The sequence below is a fragment of the Arthrobacter sp. L77 genome, from assembly GCF_000816565.1.
Taxonomy (GTDB): domain Bacteria; phylum Actinomycetota; class Actinomycetes; order Actinomycetales; family Micrococcaceae; genus Arthrobacter_D; species Arthrobacter_D antioxidans.
The window spans coordinates 284,863-302,284 of the sequence record NZ_JWSU01000006.1 but is presented as its reverse complement, the minus strand read 5'-3'; the positions used below and the strand labels follow the sequence as shown (position 1 = coordinate 302,284).

12 protein-coding genes and 1 pseudogene are annotated in these 17,422 nt (G+C 68.6%); 10 read left to right on the top strand and 3 right to left on the bottom strand.

Translation table 11 applies throughout. The features are described 5' to 3' along the window. Window positions 1-195: 195 nt before the first annotated feature. Window positions 196-1,683 (bottom strand): GntP family permease, encoded by a 1,488-nt coding sequence (locus RY94_RS11550; protein ID WP_043446417.1) that lies wholly within the window; start codon window positions 1,681-1,683, stop codon window positions 196-198. A gap of 165 nt (window positions 1,684-1,848) precedes the next feature. Here RY94_RS11550 and RY94_RS11545 point away from each other — a divergent pair, with 165 nt between their 5' ends. The 8 genes from RY94_RS11545 (at window position 1,849) to RY94_RS11510 (ending at window position 10,900) form a co-directional block, all read left to right on the top strand. Beyond that, the gene (locus RY94_RS11545) at window positions 1,849-3,327 is read left to right on the top strand and encodes a four-carbon acid sugar kinase family protein (RefSeq protein ID WP_043445251.1); all 1,479 of its coding nucleotides are present in this window, start codon (window positions 1,849-1,851) and stop codon (window positions 3,325-3,327) included. Further along, on the top strand, window positions 3,320-4,270 hold the full coding sequence (locus RY94_RS11540; RefSeq protein WP_043446414.1) for an NAD(P)-dependent oxidoreductase: 951 nt from the start codon (window positions 3,320-3,322) through the stop codon (window positions 4,268-4,270). Before RY94_RS11545 ends, RY94_RS11540 begins: the two co-directional genes overlap by 8 nt. Continuing rightward, window positions 4,248-4,982: a FadR/GntR family transcriptional regulator gene (locus RY94_RS11535; RefSeq protein ID WP_043445249.1), complete on the top strand. Its 735-nt coding sequence runs from the start codon at window positions 4,248-4,250 to the stop codon at window positions 4,980-4,982. Before RY94_RS11540 ends, RY94_RS11535 begins: the two co-directional genes overlap by 23 nt. Continuing rightward, a complete protein-coding gene (locus tag RY94_RS11530) occupies window positions 4,966-5,730 on the top strand; it encodes an SDR family NAD(P)-dependent oxidoreductase (protein ID WP_043445247.1) in 765 nt (254 codons plus the stop codon). Before RY94_RS11535 ends, RY94_RS11530 begins: the two co-directional genes overlap by 17 nt. Before the next feature lie 206 nt (window positions 5,731-5,936). Further along, entirely contained in the window at window positions 5,937-7,007 is a 1,071-nt protein-coding gene (locus RY94_RS11525; protein ID WP_043445246.1) for an extracellular solute-binding protein, read from the top strand. Between the two features lie 110 nt (window positions 7,008-7,117). Continuing rightward, the gene (locus RY94_RS11520; protein ID WP_043445244.1) at window positions 7,118-8,173 is read left to right on the top strand and encodes an ABC transporter ATP-binding protein; all 1,056 of its coding nucleotides are present in this window, start codon (window positions 7,118-7,120) and stop codon (window positions 8,171-8,173) included. After that, complete coding sequence (locus tag RY94_RS11515) at window positions 8,170-10,020, top strand: ABC transporter permease (protein ID WP_082046297.1); 1,851 nt, start codon at window positions 8,170-8,172, stop codon at window positions 10,018-10,020. The genes RY94_RS11520 and RY94_RS11515 overlap by 4 nt, the downstream gene beginning before the upstream one ends. 130 nt (window positions 10,021-10,150) lie before the next feature. After that, the gene (locus RY94_RS11510) at window positions 10,151-10,900 is read left to right on the top strand and encodes a hypothetical protein (RefSeq protein WP_156135149.1); all 750 of its coding nucleotides are present in this window, start codon (window positions 10,151-10,153) and stop codon (window positions 10,898-10,900) included. A 36-nt stretch (window positions 10,901-10,936) separates the two neighbouring features. Here RY94_RS11510 and glgA read toward each other — a convergent pair whose 3' ends face one another. After that, complete coding sequence (glgA, locus tag RY94_RS11505; protein ID WP_043445243.1) at window positions 10,937-12,130, bottom strand: glycogen synthase; 1,194 nt, start codon at window positions 12,128-12,130, stop codon at window positions 10,937-10,939. A 134-nt stretch (window positions 12,131-12,264) separates the two neighbouring features. Between glgA and glgC the strand changes: the two genes are divergently transcribed. Together glgC and pepN are read left to right on the top strand one after the other, a co-directional pair. Next, window positions 12,265-13,509: a glucose-1-phosphate adenylyltransferase gene (gene glgC / locus RY94_RS11500; RefSeq protein WP_043445241.1), complete on the top strand. Its 1,245-nt coding sequence runs from the start codon at window positions 12,265-12,267 to the stop codon at window positions 13,507-13,509. Between the two features lie 152 nt (window positions 13,510-13,661). Then, window positions 13,662-16,267: pseudogene (gene pepN / locus RY94_RS11495) on the top strand (aminopeptidase N). Here the strand turns inward: pepN and RY94_RS11490 are convergent. Then, the gene (locus tag RY94_RS11490; protein ID WP_043445239.1) at window positions 16,252-17,340 is read right to left on the bottom strand and encodes a lipoate--protein ligase family protein; all 1,089 of its coding nucleotides are present in this window, start codon (window positions 17,338-17,340) and stop codon (window positions 16,252-16,254) included. The pseudogene pepN and the gene RY94_RS11490 overlap by 16 nt on opposite strands. Window positions 17,341-17,422 lie beyond the last annotated feature (82 nt).

Here is a 17,422-nt window from a genome sequence, read left to right as displayed (position 1 = left end):
CCCTGATTGATTGAATGATGGATCCATCATATCAAGGGTGTCGTCGATGCGGAAGGTCCGGACGATACGGCACCGGTCGGGCCCCGTGACACCGATCGGTCCGTCACCACCCTTGTTCCCCACCCGGACAGCAGTGGCCGGGCGGCTCGGATGTGAATCCGAACCGCCCGGCCACAGTCGATGGACCTCGCAGGATCAGCCGAGTACTGCGTTGGCGATGAACAGCAGCGGGATCGACCCGGCCCAGACCGCCGTCGTGATGCCCGACCAACCCTTGAGCGCTGCGATGCCGTCAAGACCGGCGAAGCGGGTCACGACCCAGAAGTAGGAGTCGTTGAAGTAGCTGAACACCATCGAGCCGGCCGTGCAGGCGAGTGCCGCGACGATCGGGTCGATGCCGAGCGAACCCACCAGCGGTGCCGTCACCGATGCCGCCGTGATCATCGCGACCGTGCCCGAGCCCTGGGCGATGCGGACCAGGGTGGCGATGAGGAACGGCACGAGGAACGCCGGCAACGGCGTACCGGCGATGGCCTCGGCGAGGGCATCACCCACGCCCGAGCTTCGCAGCACCTGACCGAGAGCCCCACCCGCACCGGTGATGAGGAGGATCAGGCCGGCCGAGGCAGCTGCCTCGGCGAACCAGCCCTGCACCTTTGCACGGGGTGTCCAGCGAGGCAGCAGCACGTAGACGGCGAGGAGGACGCCGATGACCAGGGCAACCACCGGATTGCCGATGAACGCCAACGGGACAGCCCAGGACGACGGCGTGTACTCGTCGCCACCGACGACTCCCTGGTTGCTCTGATCGATCGCACCGCTGACCGTGTTGAGGATGATGAGGACGAGCGGCACCATCAGGGGCAGGGACGCGACGAGGGCGCCGACCCTGTGGGGCCGGGCCCCCGGTGGGGGCGTGCCCAGCACGTCGTTGTCGACGTCCAGCGAAGGAGCCGCGTCGTCGGCACCAGTACCACCGTCGTGATCGGCCACGGCAGTGCCGCCGCGATGTCCGGCGCCGGCGTGCACCGTGCCGTACACGGTCTCGCGCATGGAGGCGGACATGGAGGACTCGAGCTGCGGCCCCATCCATTTGGCGTAGAAGACCACGACGGGCAACAGCAGAACCGTGAACACAAGACCCGCAAGGATCAGTGCTCCGAGATCGGCGCCGAGGATGCCGGCGACGGCCAGCGGGCCGGGCGTCGGCGGCACCATGTGGTGGGTCAGCGTCATGCCGCACCCGAGGGCGAGCGCGAGGGTGATGTACCCGGCGCGCTTGACCCGGGCAATCGATCGGGCCAACGGGTTCATGATGACGTACCCGGAGTCGCAGAAGACCGGGATGGAGACCAGGGCGCCCACACTGCCCAGCGCCCAGGGCTCACGGCCTTTGCCGAAGAGCCTGAGGAAGGCCATGGCCAGCGAATTGGCGGCCCCCGAGACCTCGAGGATCTTGCCGATCCCGACGCCGAGGCCGATCACGATGCCGATCGACGCCAGCGTGTTGCCGAAGCCCGTCGTGATCGACGAAACGATGTCCAGCGGCGCCTGGCCGGCGACGAGGCCGGTCACCAGCGCGGCGATCAGGAGTGCCACGAACGCATCGAGGCGGGTCTTCAGCACCAACACGATGATGGTGGCGATACCCAGGACGAGCGCCAAAAGAAGTTGTATATCCATGTACTGCTCCTCGGTCACTGAGCAAGCCTCGTTGCCGGCTCTGGTGGGTAGCACTGTCCTGGTCGGTCCTTTGACGGGCACTGTGCTGCATGTCACACTAGCACCGGACATAAGACATCTGACAAGTGAGCTGTACCGAAGACCCGATGACGAAAGTGCGGATCAGTGATACTCGAAGAAGAGTTGCTCAGCGGCTTCCCCGCGGGCCGGGCCATCGAACCGGCGGTGATCGCCGCCGCCGTCAGGGCCTCCGGCCGGATCCTGGTCGTGCTCGACGACGACCCGACCGGCACCCAGTCCGTCGCCGACCTGCCGGTCCTCACCTCCTGGGAGCCGAGCGATTTCGCGTGGGCCTTCGACCAGCGCATCGACGGCGCACCGGTACCGGCGGTCTACGTCCTCACCAACACCCGCAGCCTCGACCCGGAGACCGCGGCGTCGCGCAACCGTGAGATCGTCACCAATTCCCTCGATGCCGCCACGGCTGCGGGAGTCGCCATCGGGTTCGTCAGCCGCAGCGACTCGACCCTCCGCGGCCACTTCCCGCTGGAGACCGATGTCATCGGCGCCACCCTGCTGTCACTCGCGGGCACCGGGACCGACGGCGTCGTCATGGTTCCTGCCTTTCCCGATGCCGGCCGGATCACCATCGGTACCGTCCATTACCTGCGGGGCGACGACGGCGTCGTCGTTCCCGTCGCCGAGACCGAATTCGCCCGGGATGCGACCTTCGGGTACGTGTCATCGGACCTCGGCGACTACGTCGCCGAGAAGACCGGCGGGTCGGCCGACGCCGTCATCCGGCTCGACCTCTCGACCATCCGCTCCGGTGCGGAGGGCATCGCGGACGCACTGGACCAGGCGGCCGATGGAGTCCCCATCGTCGTCGACGCCGTCACCGAGGACGACCTCCGGGCACTCGCCCTGGGCCTCGAGGAATCCGAACGTCGCGGCAAGAAGCTGCTCTACCGGGTGGGCCCGCCGTTCGTCCGTGCACGGATCGGACAGAGCGAGCATCCGCCACTGACGGCCGAGGACGTCTTCGCCGGCCGTGACGCCCCCGCCTCGGGTGGACTGGTCGTGGTGGGCTCCCACGTGGGCCTGACCACCCGGCAGCTGGACGCGCTGGTGGCGCGGCGACCCGAGGCCCGGCTCGTGGAGCTCGACGTCGAAGCCGTCCTCGACCCGGCACGGCGGGATACAGGGGTGGCCGAGGCGGTGCGGGACGTCGTCGACGGCCTCCCCACCGGCGAGGTCGTCCTGCACACCAGCCGCCGCCTGATCCGCTCCGGCGATCCGGAGCAGAGCCTCGAGTTCGCCCGCACCATCTCGCGGGCAGTGGTCGACGTCGTCCGGTCCACCATCGCCACGACTCCCGTGCGCTTCGTCATCGCCAAGGGAGGCATCACCTCCTCCGACGTCGCCGCGCACGGGCTGTCCATCCGCCGCGCGCTGGTGCGCGGGCCGATGCTGCCGGGCATCGTGTCCCTCTGGCAGCCAGCCGACGGCCCGGCGCGCTCCATCCCGTTCGTGGTCTTCGCCGGCAACGTCGGCACCGACGATTCCCTTGCCGACGTGGTGGACATCCTCCGCTCCCCCGCACCCGGTTCCGCCGCGAGGACGGGTGCCGCCCATGATGTCTGACGCCGAGCACACGAAGGTCGCCGTCCTCGGCCTCGGTGCCATGGGCCTGCCGATGGCGACCCGGCTGGCCGGCACCTTCACGGTCACCGGGTACGACCCGATGCCGGCCTCGCGGGAGAGGGCCGCCACGACCGGCCTGACGTGCGCCCTCACGGCCGTGGACGCGGCCGCCGATGCGGAGATCCTCCTGCTCGCGGTCCGTGACGCAGCCCAGGTGGAGGAGGTCCTCTTCGGTGACGACGGGATCGCCCCCGCCCTCGCGCCGGGCGCCGTCGTCGTGATGACCAGCACCGTCGGGATGGACGCCGTCGCATCCTGGACGGGGCGGCTCGGTGACCTGGGTGTGGCGCTGGTCGACGCACCGCTGTCCGGCGGCCCAGTACGGGCCGGCGAAGGTGACCTGCTGATCGTGGTGGGCGCCGATCCGTCGGCCCTGGACACCGCCCGTCCCGTGCTCGAGCGGCTCGCCTCGACGCTGATGGTCGTGGGCAGCAAGGCCGGCGACGGCCAGGCCATGAAGACGGTGAACCAGCTGCTCTGCGGCGTACACATCGCCGCGGCTGCCGAAGCCCTGGCCCTCGCCGACGCGCTCGGGCTGGACCAGCTGCGGGCCCTGGCTGCGCTGGAGACGGGGGCGGCGTCGTCGTTCATGCTCTCCAACCGCGGCCCGCGCATGGTGAAGGGGTACGACGGCGACGTCGACGTGCTGAGTCAGCTGGACATCTTCGTCAAGGACCTCGGCATCGTCGGTAAGGCAGCCCGGACGGCAGGACTTGCCGCGCCGGTCGCTGCGGCAGCCGAGCAGCTGTTCCTGCTCGGCCAGACGCAGGGCCTGGGCATCGCCGACGATTCGTCGGTGATCAGGGTGGTCGCGCCACAGCGGCGCACCGCCGCAACGGACGCCGATGGAGGGGACACCGATGGCACGGAAACCACTCGCTGAATCGGTGTTCGACGACCTCCTCGGACAGATCATCGACGGCACGTACCCACCCGGCGCGGCACTCCCCCCGGAGAACGACCTGGCGGCTTCCCTGGATGTCAGCCGGCTGACGGTCCGCGAGGCGCTCAAGCAGCTCCAGGCGCAGCACGTGGTACAGATCAGGCGGGGCCTCGGGACCTACGTGAATCCGGCCGCCCAATGGACCGACGTGCAGGCCATCCTCAGGTACGCGTCGACCACCGCGGATTCCCCCGATGTCTCGCTCCGCCTGCTGGAGATCCGGCGGATGGTGGAGACCGGTGCCGCCGAGCTGGCCGCGCTACATGCCACCGACGAGGACCTGGCCCGGATGGAGACGGCCAATGCCCAGTTGCAGGCGGCCCACGAGGCGAAGGACCTCGACGCCGTCACCGCAACGGATATCGCGTTCCACGAGGCGGTGTTCAGGGCCTCGGCGAATCCGTTCCTGCCCGTGATCCTCGGACCGCTCAGCCAGCTGCTGTACTCGATGCGGCGGGAGACGTCGTCCTTCCATGAGGTGCAGCAGCACGCCATCGCCCATCACACGCTGGTGCTGGAGGCGATCCGTACACGGAACCCGGAGGTGGCCCGCAAGGCGATGCAGGACCACATCAACCAGACCTACGACGACTACGAACATTTCATCCATCAGAAGAACACCACCAGGAGCCCACATGACTTTTCCGATTGAACGCACTGCAGTCCTCACCGGTGCGGCCTCGGCCCGCGGCATCGGCCGCGCGACGGCCGACCGGCTGGCCCGCGACGGCTGGTCCATCGCGATCCTCGACATCGACGGCAACGCAGCCGCGGAGGCCGCAGCCGACATCGGCCGGCGCCACGGCGTGCCGACGGTCGGCGTCGCAGCCGATGTCTCCGACGAGGCATCGGTCGATGCAGCGCTGACCACCGTCGAAGCCTCGGTGCCGCCCGTCGTCGCGCTGGTGAACCTCGCCGGGATCAGTTCTCCCACCGGGTTCATGCAGGAGACCAGGGAAGCCTGGGACCGGGTGTTCGCGGTCAACATGACCGGCACGTTCCTGGTCACGCAGCGTGCCCTGCACGGCATGATCGAACGCAGGCTCGGTCGCGTGGTCAGCATCTCCTCCATCTCGGCGCAGCGCGGCGGTGGAACCTACTCGAAGGTGGCCTACAGCGCGTCGAAGGCCGGCATCATCGGCTTCACCCGTGCGCTGGCTCGTGAGATGGGCGAACACAACATCACCGTCAACGCCGTCGCTCCCGGACCGGTGGACACCGACATCATGGGCGGCACCCTCACCGAGGAACGCAAGCAGGACATGTCCAGGGACATCCTGATGGGCCGGGTGGGTACTGTCGACGACATCGCCGCCCTCATCTGCTTCCTGGTGGGCCCCGACGCCGGATACATCACCGCCGCCACCTACGACATCAACGGTGGTCTGCAGATCTCCTAGCCGTCGGAGGGGGCTGCACGTCGGCGCGGACGAGACCGCGGCGGCCTCGACCAGCAAGTTAACCTGCTGTTTGATGCCTCGGGAGCGTCCGTTCACAGGGCAGGGCCACTGTTGGGTGTCGCACTGATTCCGAGAAACGAGCTTCTTGGCTATTTCTGTGCGAAGTTTGTGCAGGCAGTGTCGCTACTAGGGAATCGAGTTCCTCCGTGTCAAAAAGATCGAATGTTGTCGCACTCACCGCTGCGGCAGCCCTTCTGCTGAGCGCCTGCGGTGACGCCTCGACGGAGAGTGGGGCCGGTTCCACGGCCGGCGCGGGCGAACCCCTGGTCGTCTACACGAATTCGAATTCCGAGGGACGCGGTGAGTGGCTGCAGGAGAAGGCGGCGGCGGCAGGGTTCGAGATCGAGATCGTCGGCGCCGGTGGTGCAGATGCCACCAACAAGCTCATCGCCGAGAAGAACAACCCCGTTGCCGATGTCGTGTACGGGCTGAACAACGTCTACTACGAGCAGCTGAAGAGCGAGGACGCACTCGAGCCCTACACGCCGGCGTGGTCCTCCGACGTCGACGGATCACTGGCTGATCCCGCGGAGGAGAAGGCGTACTGGCCCCTGGTGCAGCAGGCGATCGTCCTGGCGTACAACGCGGACGCGGTCCCCGCAGCCGACGCACCGGAGGACTGGACCGATCTCTGGACCGAGGACGAGTACAAGGACAGGTACGAGCGCGTCAGCGGCATGGGAGCGGCCACCACGCAGCTCGTCATGGCCGGCATCCTGAGCCGGTACAAGGATGAGAACGGCGATCTGGGCGTCAGCGACGAGGGCTGGCAGCAGATCGAACAGTACTTCCAGAACGGCGTTCCTGCCGTCACGGACCTGGACCTGTTCGCGCGCTTCGCCGACGGCGAGGTGGACTTCGGCCAGATGCCGTCCTCGTCCATCCCGGGACGTGAGGAAGCGTACGACGTGACCTCCGGCGTCGTGACTCCGGAGGTGGGCGTCCCCTACGCGGTGGAGCAGGTAGCTCTCGTCAAGGGCTCCGACAACCAGGACGAAGCCAAGGAGTTCATCGACTGGTTCGGGAGCGGAGACGTCCAGGGGGAATGGGCTGAAGAGTTCAACTCCCTCCCGGTGAACGAGACCGCGCTCGACAGCGCGAAGCCCGAGACGATCGCCTTCGACGAGCAGTTCACGCACCAGGACATCGACTGGACCTTCGTCCAGGAGAACCTCGGATCCTGGATCGAGAAGATCGAGCTCGAGTACATGCCCTGACGGTTCCGCCGCGACCCGCCCGTCCCGCTCACGTCGAGACCACGACGGTGCGCCACCGAGACCGTCGGGGCGCACCGTCGCCCTCCTCCCGCCATCAGGAAGACAACCCCATGATCCGCTTCGACCAGATCCAGGTCACCTTCGACGATTTCACGGCGATCAGCGCCCTGGACCTGGAGGTATCACAGGGCGAGTTCTTCACCCTGCTCGGACCCTCCGGTTGCGGCAAGACGACGGCGTTGCGAACGCTCGCCGGTCTCGTCACGCCCTCCTCCGGGACCATCCACATCGATGGCCGGGATGTCACCACGCTTCCCAGCGACAAGCGCGGCGTCGGGATGGTCTTCCAGAACTACGCCCTGTTCCCTTCCATGAGTGTCTGGGAGAACATCGCCTTCGGGCTCAAGGTGCGGAAGACCGGCGCCGAGGAGCGCTCCGAACTCGTCCGTGACATCGCCCGCCGCGTCGATCTCACCGACGACCAACTCGGGAAGAACGTGTCGGAGCTCTCCGGCGGCCAGCAGCAGCGTGTCGCCATCGCGCGCGCCCTGGTCCTCAAACCGAAGATCCTCCTGCTGGACGAGCCCCTCTCGAACCTCGATGCCAAGCTCCGCCAGCAGCTGAGGGTGGAACTCAAGGAACTCCAGGTCCAGTCGGGGATCACCACCGTCTACGTCACGCACGACCAGGACGAAGCACTGACCATGAGCGACCGGATCGCTGTGTTCAACAAGGGCAGGGTGGAGCAGGTGGGCACCCCCCAGGAGATCTACGAACGCTCCGCCACCGAGTTCGTCTGCAACTTCATCGGCGACAGCTCGAGGCTGGGCCCGGAGTTCCTCTCCCGCCTCAGTGAGAGGTCCGCCAGGCCCCTCCACCCCCACCAGCTCTCCTACCTCCGGGTGGAGAAGGCGTTCCTCGATAGCGGCGGCGAGACCGAGCGCGACGGCGGGCGCACGGGATCGCGCCCCGGCCTGGCCTCGGTCGAGGGACAGGTGGTGGCGCGCAGCTACCACGGCCAGCACAGCCGATACACGGTGCGCAGCCACGACTCCGACGTCAAGGTCCTCGTCAAGGAGACCGGCACCCCCGCCCTCGACATCGGCCACACCGTCCGGCTGCAGGTGGACCCGGCCCATGTCCTGCAGTACCAGGGCACGCCATGAGCCGCGGTACCGGCACCCGCATGCTGAGGTCACCACTGGTCATCGTGACGCTGCTGATTCTCACCTGGTTCAGTGCCGCGTTCCTGCTCTGGCCGAACCTCAATCTGCTCGCCGAGACCTTCTTCCCCGACGGCCGGTTCACCGGCCGCGCCGTGGAACGGCTGCTGTCCTCCGACCGGGCGATGAAGTCGCTGGCCAACAGTTTCCTCCTGGCCGTGGTTCTCGCCGTGACGGTGAACATCGTGGGCGTGTTCGTCGTCCTGGTCACCCAGTACTTCCGCATCCGCGGCTCCAGGACCCTGTGGCTCGGCTATGCGACGACGTTCCTCTTCGGCGGGATCGTGCTCGCGGCCGGCTACAAGTTCATCTACGGTGCGGACGGGATCGTCACCAAACTGGTGGCGAACTACTTCCCGGACATGGACCGGGAGTGGTTCGGCGGGTTCTTCGCCGTCCTCTTCGTCATGACCTTCGCCACCACCACCAATCACCTCCTCTTCCTCGGCAACGCGATCCGCAACGTCGACTTCCAGACGATCGAAGCGGCCAGGAACATGGGGGCCTCGGATTGGACGACACTGCGCAGGGTGGTCCTGCCGGTCCTGAAACCGACGCTCTTCGCAGTCACGATCCTGTCGTTCCTCACCGGATTGGGCGCGCTCAGCGCCCCCCAGGTCCTCGGGGGCGAGGGGTTCCAGACCATCACGCCCATGATCCTGACGTTCGCGAACACCTCGACCTCCCGGGACATCGCAGCACTGCTCGCGCTCATCCTGGGACTGGCGACGATCGCGATGCTCGCCGTCATGACACGGCTCGAACGCGGGGGGACCTACTACTCCGTGGCCAAGGTGTCCGCTCCCCTGCAGAAACAGAGCATCAGGAGCCGCCCGGCGAATGTCGTCGTGCACGTCCTCGCCTACCTCCTCTTCCTCGTCTACACCTCGCCGCTCGTGCTGATCCTGCTGTACTCCTTCATGGACAGCACCGCCATCAGCACCGGAGTGCTGTCACTGGACCGGTTCACGCTCGAGAACTACACCCGCGTGCTCTCCCAGGAATCAGCGCTCCGTCCCTTCGTCGTCAGCATCGTCTACAGCGGCCTCGCCGCCGTCATCACGGTGGGAGGGCTGCTCTTCGTCGCACGCATCATCCAGAAATACCGCACGAGGATCACGTCGACGTTCGAGTACCTGCTGCACATCCCCTGGATCCTGCCGGCGGCGATGATCGCCCTCGGTCTCGTCATGACCTACGACGAACCCAACCCCCTCCTCGGAGGTGCCGTCCTCAGCGGCACGACGGTGATCCTCCTGGTCGCTTTCGTCGTCGTGAAGATCCCGTTCACCCTCCGGATGCTCAAGGCCGCCTTCACCTCCGTGAACGACTCCATGGAGGAAGCCGCAACCGTCATGGGCGCGGGCGCGCTCTACACCTTCCGCAGGATCCTCCTGCCCGCCGTCCTTCCCACTGCCGCCGCGATCGCGGCCCTCAACTTCAACAGCCAGCTCGACGACTACGACACGGCGGTGTTCCTCGCCCACCCGCTCTACCAACCCCTCGGGCTGCAGATCAAGGCCAACACCGATGGAGGAGCGGACGTCAACGCGATCGGGAACACCTTCGTCTACACCGTCCTGCTCATGATCCTGATGGGCCTGACGATGTACCTCGTCTACGGGCGGGCCGGGAAGCGCCGGGCGAAGCGCGTGCCCGGCCGTCCCGCCGCACCCACCGGACCGGACAGCCCCACCTCGATCCCCGGGAACCGGACCTCCCCTCTCCCCGGACCCGCGGTCTCCGAGGAAGGCGCAACCGTCCCGGGTCCGCCCTCGAGAGTCATGTAGCAGTCCCACATCAGGCCCGCCCCGGTCCAGGGATGGGGACGAGTCCCCGGCCCACGGGCGATTCCGGTCCTACCTGTGGCGGTACGCCCTGTTCGCTCTCCCGTTCGGTGTCGTGGGTATGTACACCGGGATGCTGGAGAGCACCGGCTACCTCGATCTCGCGGGCGTGGAGATGATCGCCCACAGCGCGGCGTCCGGCGCAGAATTCGTCGTGGTCGGTCTGGTCATCGCCGTCGGGGCCGCACTCACCGTCTTCATCATCACGACCCCTCGACGCCGGCTGTGGGCCGCGCACCGGGCCGCCGGGTGGACGACGGCGCAGTGCACCGACGCCTCCAGGCGCCGGAACAGCGAGGCACGCGCGCTCGGGATGGAGGCACGACTGCGCGAACTCGGCCTCGAGCCCATGAAACCCGTGGGCGAGACGCGACCGGCCTCGGTACGGGCCAGGAGCGGCGATGCCGGTTCCGCCCGGCACCGCGCGAAGCCGCGATGGACGAGTGCCCTGCACAGGGCCCGGACGGGCGCACGCTACGCTACTCTCCTCGCGATGGTCGGCGTCGTCCTGACCGTCCTCTTCAGCCCGCTGCTGGACAGACTGGATGTGCAGACGGTCCGATGCGAGGTCGGCTCGGCCGAGCCGAGAACGAGCTCGGGCGGATCGAGGGGATCCGCGTCCACCGCATCGGTCCTCGTCGAGACGGACTGCGGGCCGGTGGTCGTGGTGGGGGGTGTCACCTTCGACAACCGGGAGCAGGTTGCTTCGTCCTTCGAGCCCGGCGCCGACGACGACGTCGAGATCGGCTGGTACTCACGCGTCGTGATGAAGGACCTCCTCCGGGAACTCCCGACGGCGGACCACTATCGACCCGTGGCGTGACGGGCAGGCGCGCACCCCTGCCCCCGGCCGGCGCGGTCAGAGCACGCTGCGGTACACCCCGAGGGTCGTCTCCGCGATCGACCCCCAGTCGAAGTGCCGCTCCGCCCGCTGCCGACCCGCGGCACCCATCGCCGACGCCCGCGCGGGGTCGCCCACGAGGGCGTTCAGCGCGGCCGCGAAGTCCTGGACGAACCGCTCCGGATCGAGAGGCGTCCCCGTGCCGTCCTGAACCTGTTCGAGGGGCACGAGGGTGCCGGTCACGCCGTCGTCGATCACCTCGGGGATGCCACCGGTCGCCGACGCGACGACGGCCGCGCCGCAGGCCATGGCCTCGAGGTTGACGATCCCGAGGGGTTCGTAGATGGACGGGCAGGCGAAGACGGTGGCGTGGCTGAGGATCTGGATGACCTCGCGACGCGGCAGCATCTTCTCGATGAGCACCACCGAGCCGCGCTTCTGCCGCAGCTCGGAGATGAGCACCTCGGTCTCGGCGGCCAGCTGGGGCGTGTCCGCCGCGCCGAGGCAGAGGACGAGCTGGACGTCCGTCGGCAGGTGCGCCGCCGCGCGCAGCAGGTACGGGACGCCCTTCTGCCGCGTGTTGCGGCCCACGAACACCACGCTCGGGCGGCCGGGGTCGATGCCGTGGGCACGCAGGGCGTCGTCGTCCTCGTCGCGGGACCACTGGGCGACGTCGATCCCGTTGTGCACCACGTGGACCTTGCCGGGGTCGACGTCGGGGTAGCTGCGCAGGATGTCGGTCCGCATCCCCGCGGACACGGCGATGACGGCGGCCGCTGCCTCGTAGGACGTCTTCTCCACCCAGGAGGACACCGCGTAGCCGCCGCCGAGCTGCTCGGCCTTCCAGGGGCGCAACGGCTCGAGGCTGTGCGCGCTGAGGACGTGCGGGATGCCGTGCAGGAGGGAGGCCAGGTGCCCGGCCATGTTCGCGTACCAGGTGTGGGAGTGGACGAGGTCCGCGCCCGCCATCGCGTCCAGCATCTGCAGGTCCGTGCCCAGTGTCTGGACGGCAGGATTGGCTCCGGCGAGGCCTTCCGGCACGCCGTAGGAGAGCACGGACGCGCCGTGGTAGTCCCCCGGGCGGGGCGCCCCGAAGGCGTGGACCCGGAGATCGACCTGCGGGGCGAGGACCCTGCTCAGCTCGGCGACATGCACCCCCGCTCCACCGTAGATCTCGGGCGGGAACTCCTTGGTCACAATGTCTACTCGCACTCCCCCAACGTAGTGCAGTGTGACCTGTGTCCTCTAGTGTGAAGAGACCGGAAGGGTTCCGGGCTGTGTGTATGAACACTGGTCGACCACCCATCGAGCAGGCAGAACACTCAAAGAAGAGCGGGGGGTCTGAAGTGGCACCGAAGAAAGTACTGGCCGTGGTCCTGGCGGGCGGAGAAGGCAAGCGCCTGATGCCGCTCACGGCGGACAGGGCCAAGCCGGCCGTACCGTTCGCGGGCAGCTACCGGCTCATCGATTTCGCACTGTCGAATCTCGTCAACTCCGGCTACCTCCAGATCGTGGTGCTGACGCAGTACAAGTCCCACAGCCTGGACCGGCACATCTCCGAGACGTGGCGGATGTCCACGCAGCTACAGAACTACATCGCGTCCGTCCCGGCGCAGCAGCGCCGCGGCAAGAGCTGGTTCCTCGGCAGCGCGAACGCCATCTACCAGTCCCTGAACCTGATCCACGACGCCCAGCCGGACATCGTCGTCGTGATCGGCGCGGACCACGTGTACCGCATGGACTTCAGCCAGATGGTCGATGCCCACATCAAGAGCGGCGCGTCCGTCAGTGTCGCGGCTGTCCGTCAGCCCATGAACCTCGTGGACCAGTTCGGCGTCATCGAGACGGACCCGGACGATCCCGGGCGCATCGCGGCGTTCGTCGAGAAGCCCGCCAGCACCCCGGGCCTCCCGGACGATCCGGACAGCTTCCTCGCCTCCATGGGCAACTACGTGTTCACCACCGACGCCCTCCTGAAAGCGCTCGAGGACGACGCCGCCCGTCTGGACACCAAACACGACATGGGCGGGGACATCATCCCCTACTTCGTGGAACGCAACGACGCCGCGGTCTACGACTTCACGACCAACGAGATCCCCGGCTCCACCGACCGCGACCGCCAGTACTGGCGCGACGTCGGCACCATGGACTCGTACTACGACGCCAACATGGACCTCATCTCCCCCCTGCCGCTGTTCAACCTGTACAACCTGCAGTGGCCCATCTACACACGCCAGAGCGTCTCCCCGCCGGCCAAGTTCGTCCGCAGTTCCTCGGGACGATCCGGCGAGGCCCATGATTCGATCGTCTCCGCGGGCGTCGTTGTGTCCGGCGGAGCCGTCCAGAACTCCATCCTGGCGACGGACGTGTTCATCGACGAAGCCGCCGAGGTGACGGGCAGCGTGCTGCTCGACAAGGTCAACGTCGGGGCCGGAGCCGTCGTGCGCCGGGCCATCATCGACAAGAACGTCCGTATCCCGGCCGGCGTGACGATCGGCGTCGACGCCGAGCTGGACCGCCGCCGCGGCTTCGCCGTCACGGACTCGGGGCTCACCATCGTCAGCAAGGGCCAGGTCATCCCGCCGGGCTGACCTCCCCGACCGTCCCCGGAACGCGGCGAGGCCCCGGCACCCGCCGGGGCCTCGTCGCGTTCTGGGCGAACCCCCTTCCCCTCCGCTGGCCGGCCCTTGTGGCGCCATCTCACCGGGACGGGAGCGCGGCAGGCGCGTGATTGAATGACCGGATGGAGAACGAGAACCTGACCCGCGACGAGGCGGGTGCCCGCTCGGCGCTGCTGGCGACCGAGAGCTACACCGTCCACCTGGATCTCTCGCAGGCCAGGGACGCCGGCCAGGAAACCTACCCCACGACGACGACCGTGGTGTTCTCCTGCCGTGAGCCGGGGGCGTCCACGTTCCTCGACTTCATCGGGGAGGTCACCGGGCTCGAGGTGAACGGGCAGGTGCTCGATCCCGCCACGGCCGGCGACGGCGCCCGCGTGTTGCTGCACGACCTCGCCGAGCACAACACGGTGACGGTCACGGGCCGGGCCCGGTACAGCACCAGCGGCGAGGGACTCCACCGGTTCGTGGACCCCGCCGACGGCGAGACCTATCTCTACACGCAGTACGAGCCCGCCGACGCCCGCAGGGTCTTCGCGAACTTCGAGCAGCCGGACCTGAAGGCCACCTTCACGGTCAGCGTCCTCGCACCCGCAGACTGGACGGTCGCCTCCAACGGCGCCGAGACCGGCGTCCACCCACTCGAGGACGGGGCCGACGCCGTGACGGCCCGGTGGACCTTCGCGCCCACGCGCCGCATCTCCACCTACATCACCACCGTGCTGGCGGGCCCCTACCACCGCGAGACCGGTTCCTGGACCGGGGCGGTGGGCACGGCCGGCGAGGGCCTCGAGGTGCCGCTGGCCCTGTACTGCCGCCGCTCCCTCGCCCCGTCCTTCGACGCCGCCGAGATCTTCGACACCACCCGCCGCGGGCTGGACTTCTTCCACGACCTGTTCGACTACCCCTACCCCTTCGGCAAGTACGACCAGGCGTTCGTCCCGGAGTACAACCTCGGGGCCATGGAGAACCCCGGGCTCGTGACGTTCACCGAGAACTACGTGTTCCGCTCCGCGGCCACGGAGGCCCAGCACGAGGCGCGGGCCACCACGATCATGCACGAGATGGCGCACATGTGGTTCGGCGACCTCGTGACGATGTCCTGGTGGGACGACCTCTGGCTCAAGGAGTCCTTCGCCGACTACATGGGGGCCCTCGCGGTGGCGGAGGCGACGCGCTGGAGCACCTCCTGGGTCAGTTTCGCGAACCGCCGGAAGTCGTGGGCGTATGTGCAGGACCAGCTCCCGACGACGCACCCGATCGTCGCTGACATCCCGGACCTCGAGGCCGCCAAGCAGAACTTCGACGGGATCACCTACGCGAAGGGCGCCTCCGTGCTGAAGCAGCTCGTGGCCTTCGTGGGCCGCGACGACTTCATCTCCGCCGCCCGGCAGTACTTCCGGAAGCACGAGTACGGGAACACGACGCTCGCCGACCTCCTCGACGTGCTGGCCGCCGCGACGGGCCAGGACCTCGCCGCGTGGTCGCGGTCCTGGCTCCGGACCTCCGGCGTCCCCGCCCTCGCCGCCGAGGTCGCGGTCGACGACGGCGTCCTCACCGGGGTCACGATCGTCCAGGACGCCGTGGACACGGTGACGGGCCCGGATGAGCCCCGGCCGCACCGCATCCGGGTGGGCCTGTACTCGTTCGACGCCGAGGGCGGGCTCGTGCGGACCCGGGTGGAGGCCGTGACGGTCGACGCCGCGCGGACCCCCGTGCCGGCGCTGGCCGGGGTGGTGCAGCCGGACCTCCTGCTGGTCAACGACGACGACCTCACGTACGCCCTGGTCTCCTTCGACGAGCGGTCGCTCGCCACGCTCCTGACCTCGATCCACCGCGTGCAGGACCCCCTGGCCCGGGCCACGTGCCTCACCGCCCTGTGGTCCGCCACGAGGGACGCGCGCCTGCCGGTGGGCTCCTACCTGTCCGCCGTGATGCTCGCAGCACCCGTCGAGGGCGGGGTGGGCGTGCTGCAGGTCCTGCTGGCCAACGCCGGCACCGCGATCGAGCGCTTCGCCCCGGCCGGGGTGCGCCCGGCGCTCCGCGACCGGCTGAGCGGCTTCCTGGTCGACGGGCTGCGCGCCGCGGACCCGGGGTCCGACCGCCAGCTCGCCTGGGCGAGGGCGCTCGCGGCNGCAGCGCCGGGCGGGCCGCCGACGTCGTGCGCGCCGTGCTCGACGGCCACGAGCGGATCGACGGTCTGAGCCTCGACGCCGAACTCCGCTGGTTCCTCCTGCAGGGACTCGCCGCGCGGCAGCGCGTCCTGCCCGGCGAGCTGGAGGCCGCGCGGACCGCGGATCCGACGGCGTCGGGCCGGGTGGGCTTCACCCTCGCCTCCGCGGCGATCCCCGACGCGGCCATCAAGAAGGCCACGTGGGACGAGGCGGTGCACGGTGACCGGTTGTCCAACGAGCTGCTCAGCGCGGCGATCGAGGGCTTCATGCTCGGCTCGCACGAGCTCCTGGACCCGTACCGGGAGCCCTACTTCGAGGCGCTCCGCGGTGTCTGGGCGACCCGCGGCATCGAGATGGCGAGCAGGATCGTCAGGGGCCTGTACCCCGGGCACCAGGATCTCGACGGCGAGCCGGAACGGCACCCCGTGGTCCTGCGGACCGACGCCTGGCTGGCGGCCAACCGCGACGCACCGGCGGCCCTGCGGCGCATCGTGGTCGAGGAACGCGACCACCTCCTGCGGTCGCTGCGGGCCCAGGCTCAGGGGACGCGGTAGAGCCACTCCTCGGTCCCGAACTTGTGCTCCACCAGGTCCTCGGCGCGGCGGAGATCGTCCGCGGAGAGTGAGCCCTCCACTGCGCCGTAGCGCTCACGGAAGGTGTCCATCATGACGCCGATGATCTCCTCCCGGGCCAGCCCCGTCTGGCGGCGCAGGGGGTCCACGCGCTTCTTGGCGCTCTTCGTCCCCTTGTCGGACATCTTCTCCCGGCCGATGCGCAGGACCTCGAGCATCTTGTCGGCGTCGATGTCGTAGCTCATGGTCACATGGTGCAGCATCCCGCCGTTGGCGAGCCGCTTCTGGGCCGCACCGCCGATCTTGCCGACCTCCGTGGCGATGTCGTTCAGGGGCTGGTACCAGGCCTGGATGCCGAGCTTCTGCAGGGCCTCCATGACCCAGGCGTCGAGGAACGGGTAGGAGTCGGCGAAGCTCATGCCGTCCACGAGCGACTGCGGCACGTAGATGGAGTAGGTGATGGCGTTGCCGTGCTCCATGAACATGGCACCGCCGCCGCTGATCCTGCGCACCACGGTGACCCCGTGCCGGTCGGCACCCCCGGGGTCCACCTCGTTGCGCATGGACTGGAAGCTGCCGATCACCACCGATGGAACCTGCCACTCCCAGAAACGGAGCGTGGGGTTGCGTGTGCCCGCCCCGACGTCGCGCGTGAGGACCTCGTCCATGGCGACGTGCATGGCCGTGGGCAGCGGCGTGGGAGGGATGATCTCCCACTGGTGGTCCGCGAAGCTCGAGGCCCTCCCCAGGGCGCGGCGGACCGCGGTGGCGATGGCCTCCGGCGAGAAGCCGAACAGCACGGCCGACGGGTCGAGGCGCTGGGTGATCGCCGCGGCGAGCTCACCGGGCGCGGTGTCCGCGGGGAGGCCCTCCAGGGCGGCGTTGATGTCGAGCAGCGCCTCGTCGGGTTCGAGGAAGAAGTCCCCGTTGACCGACACGCCCGCGAGTCGTCCGGCCTGCACGCCGAGGTCCACCGCCGTGAGCTTGCCGCCCGGGGTCTTGAACTCGCCGTGCAGTCGCTCTGCGTCCGATGCCTGTGCCGGTGCCTGTTCCATCAGTGCCTTCCTTGGTGCGTTAACCGGAAGAAGCCACGCCGGCGGGGCGTGGCTTCTTCGTCGGACCGTGGGTCCGGTGCTC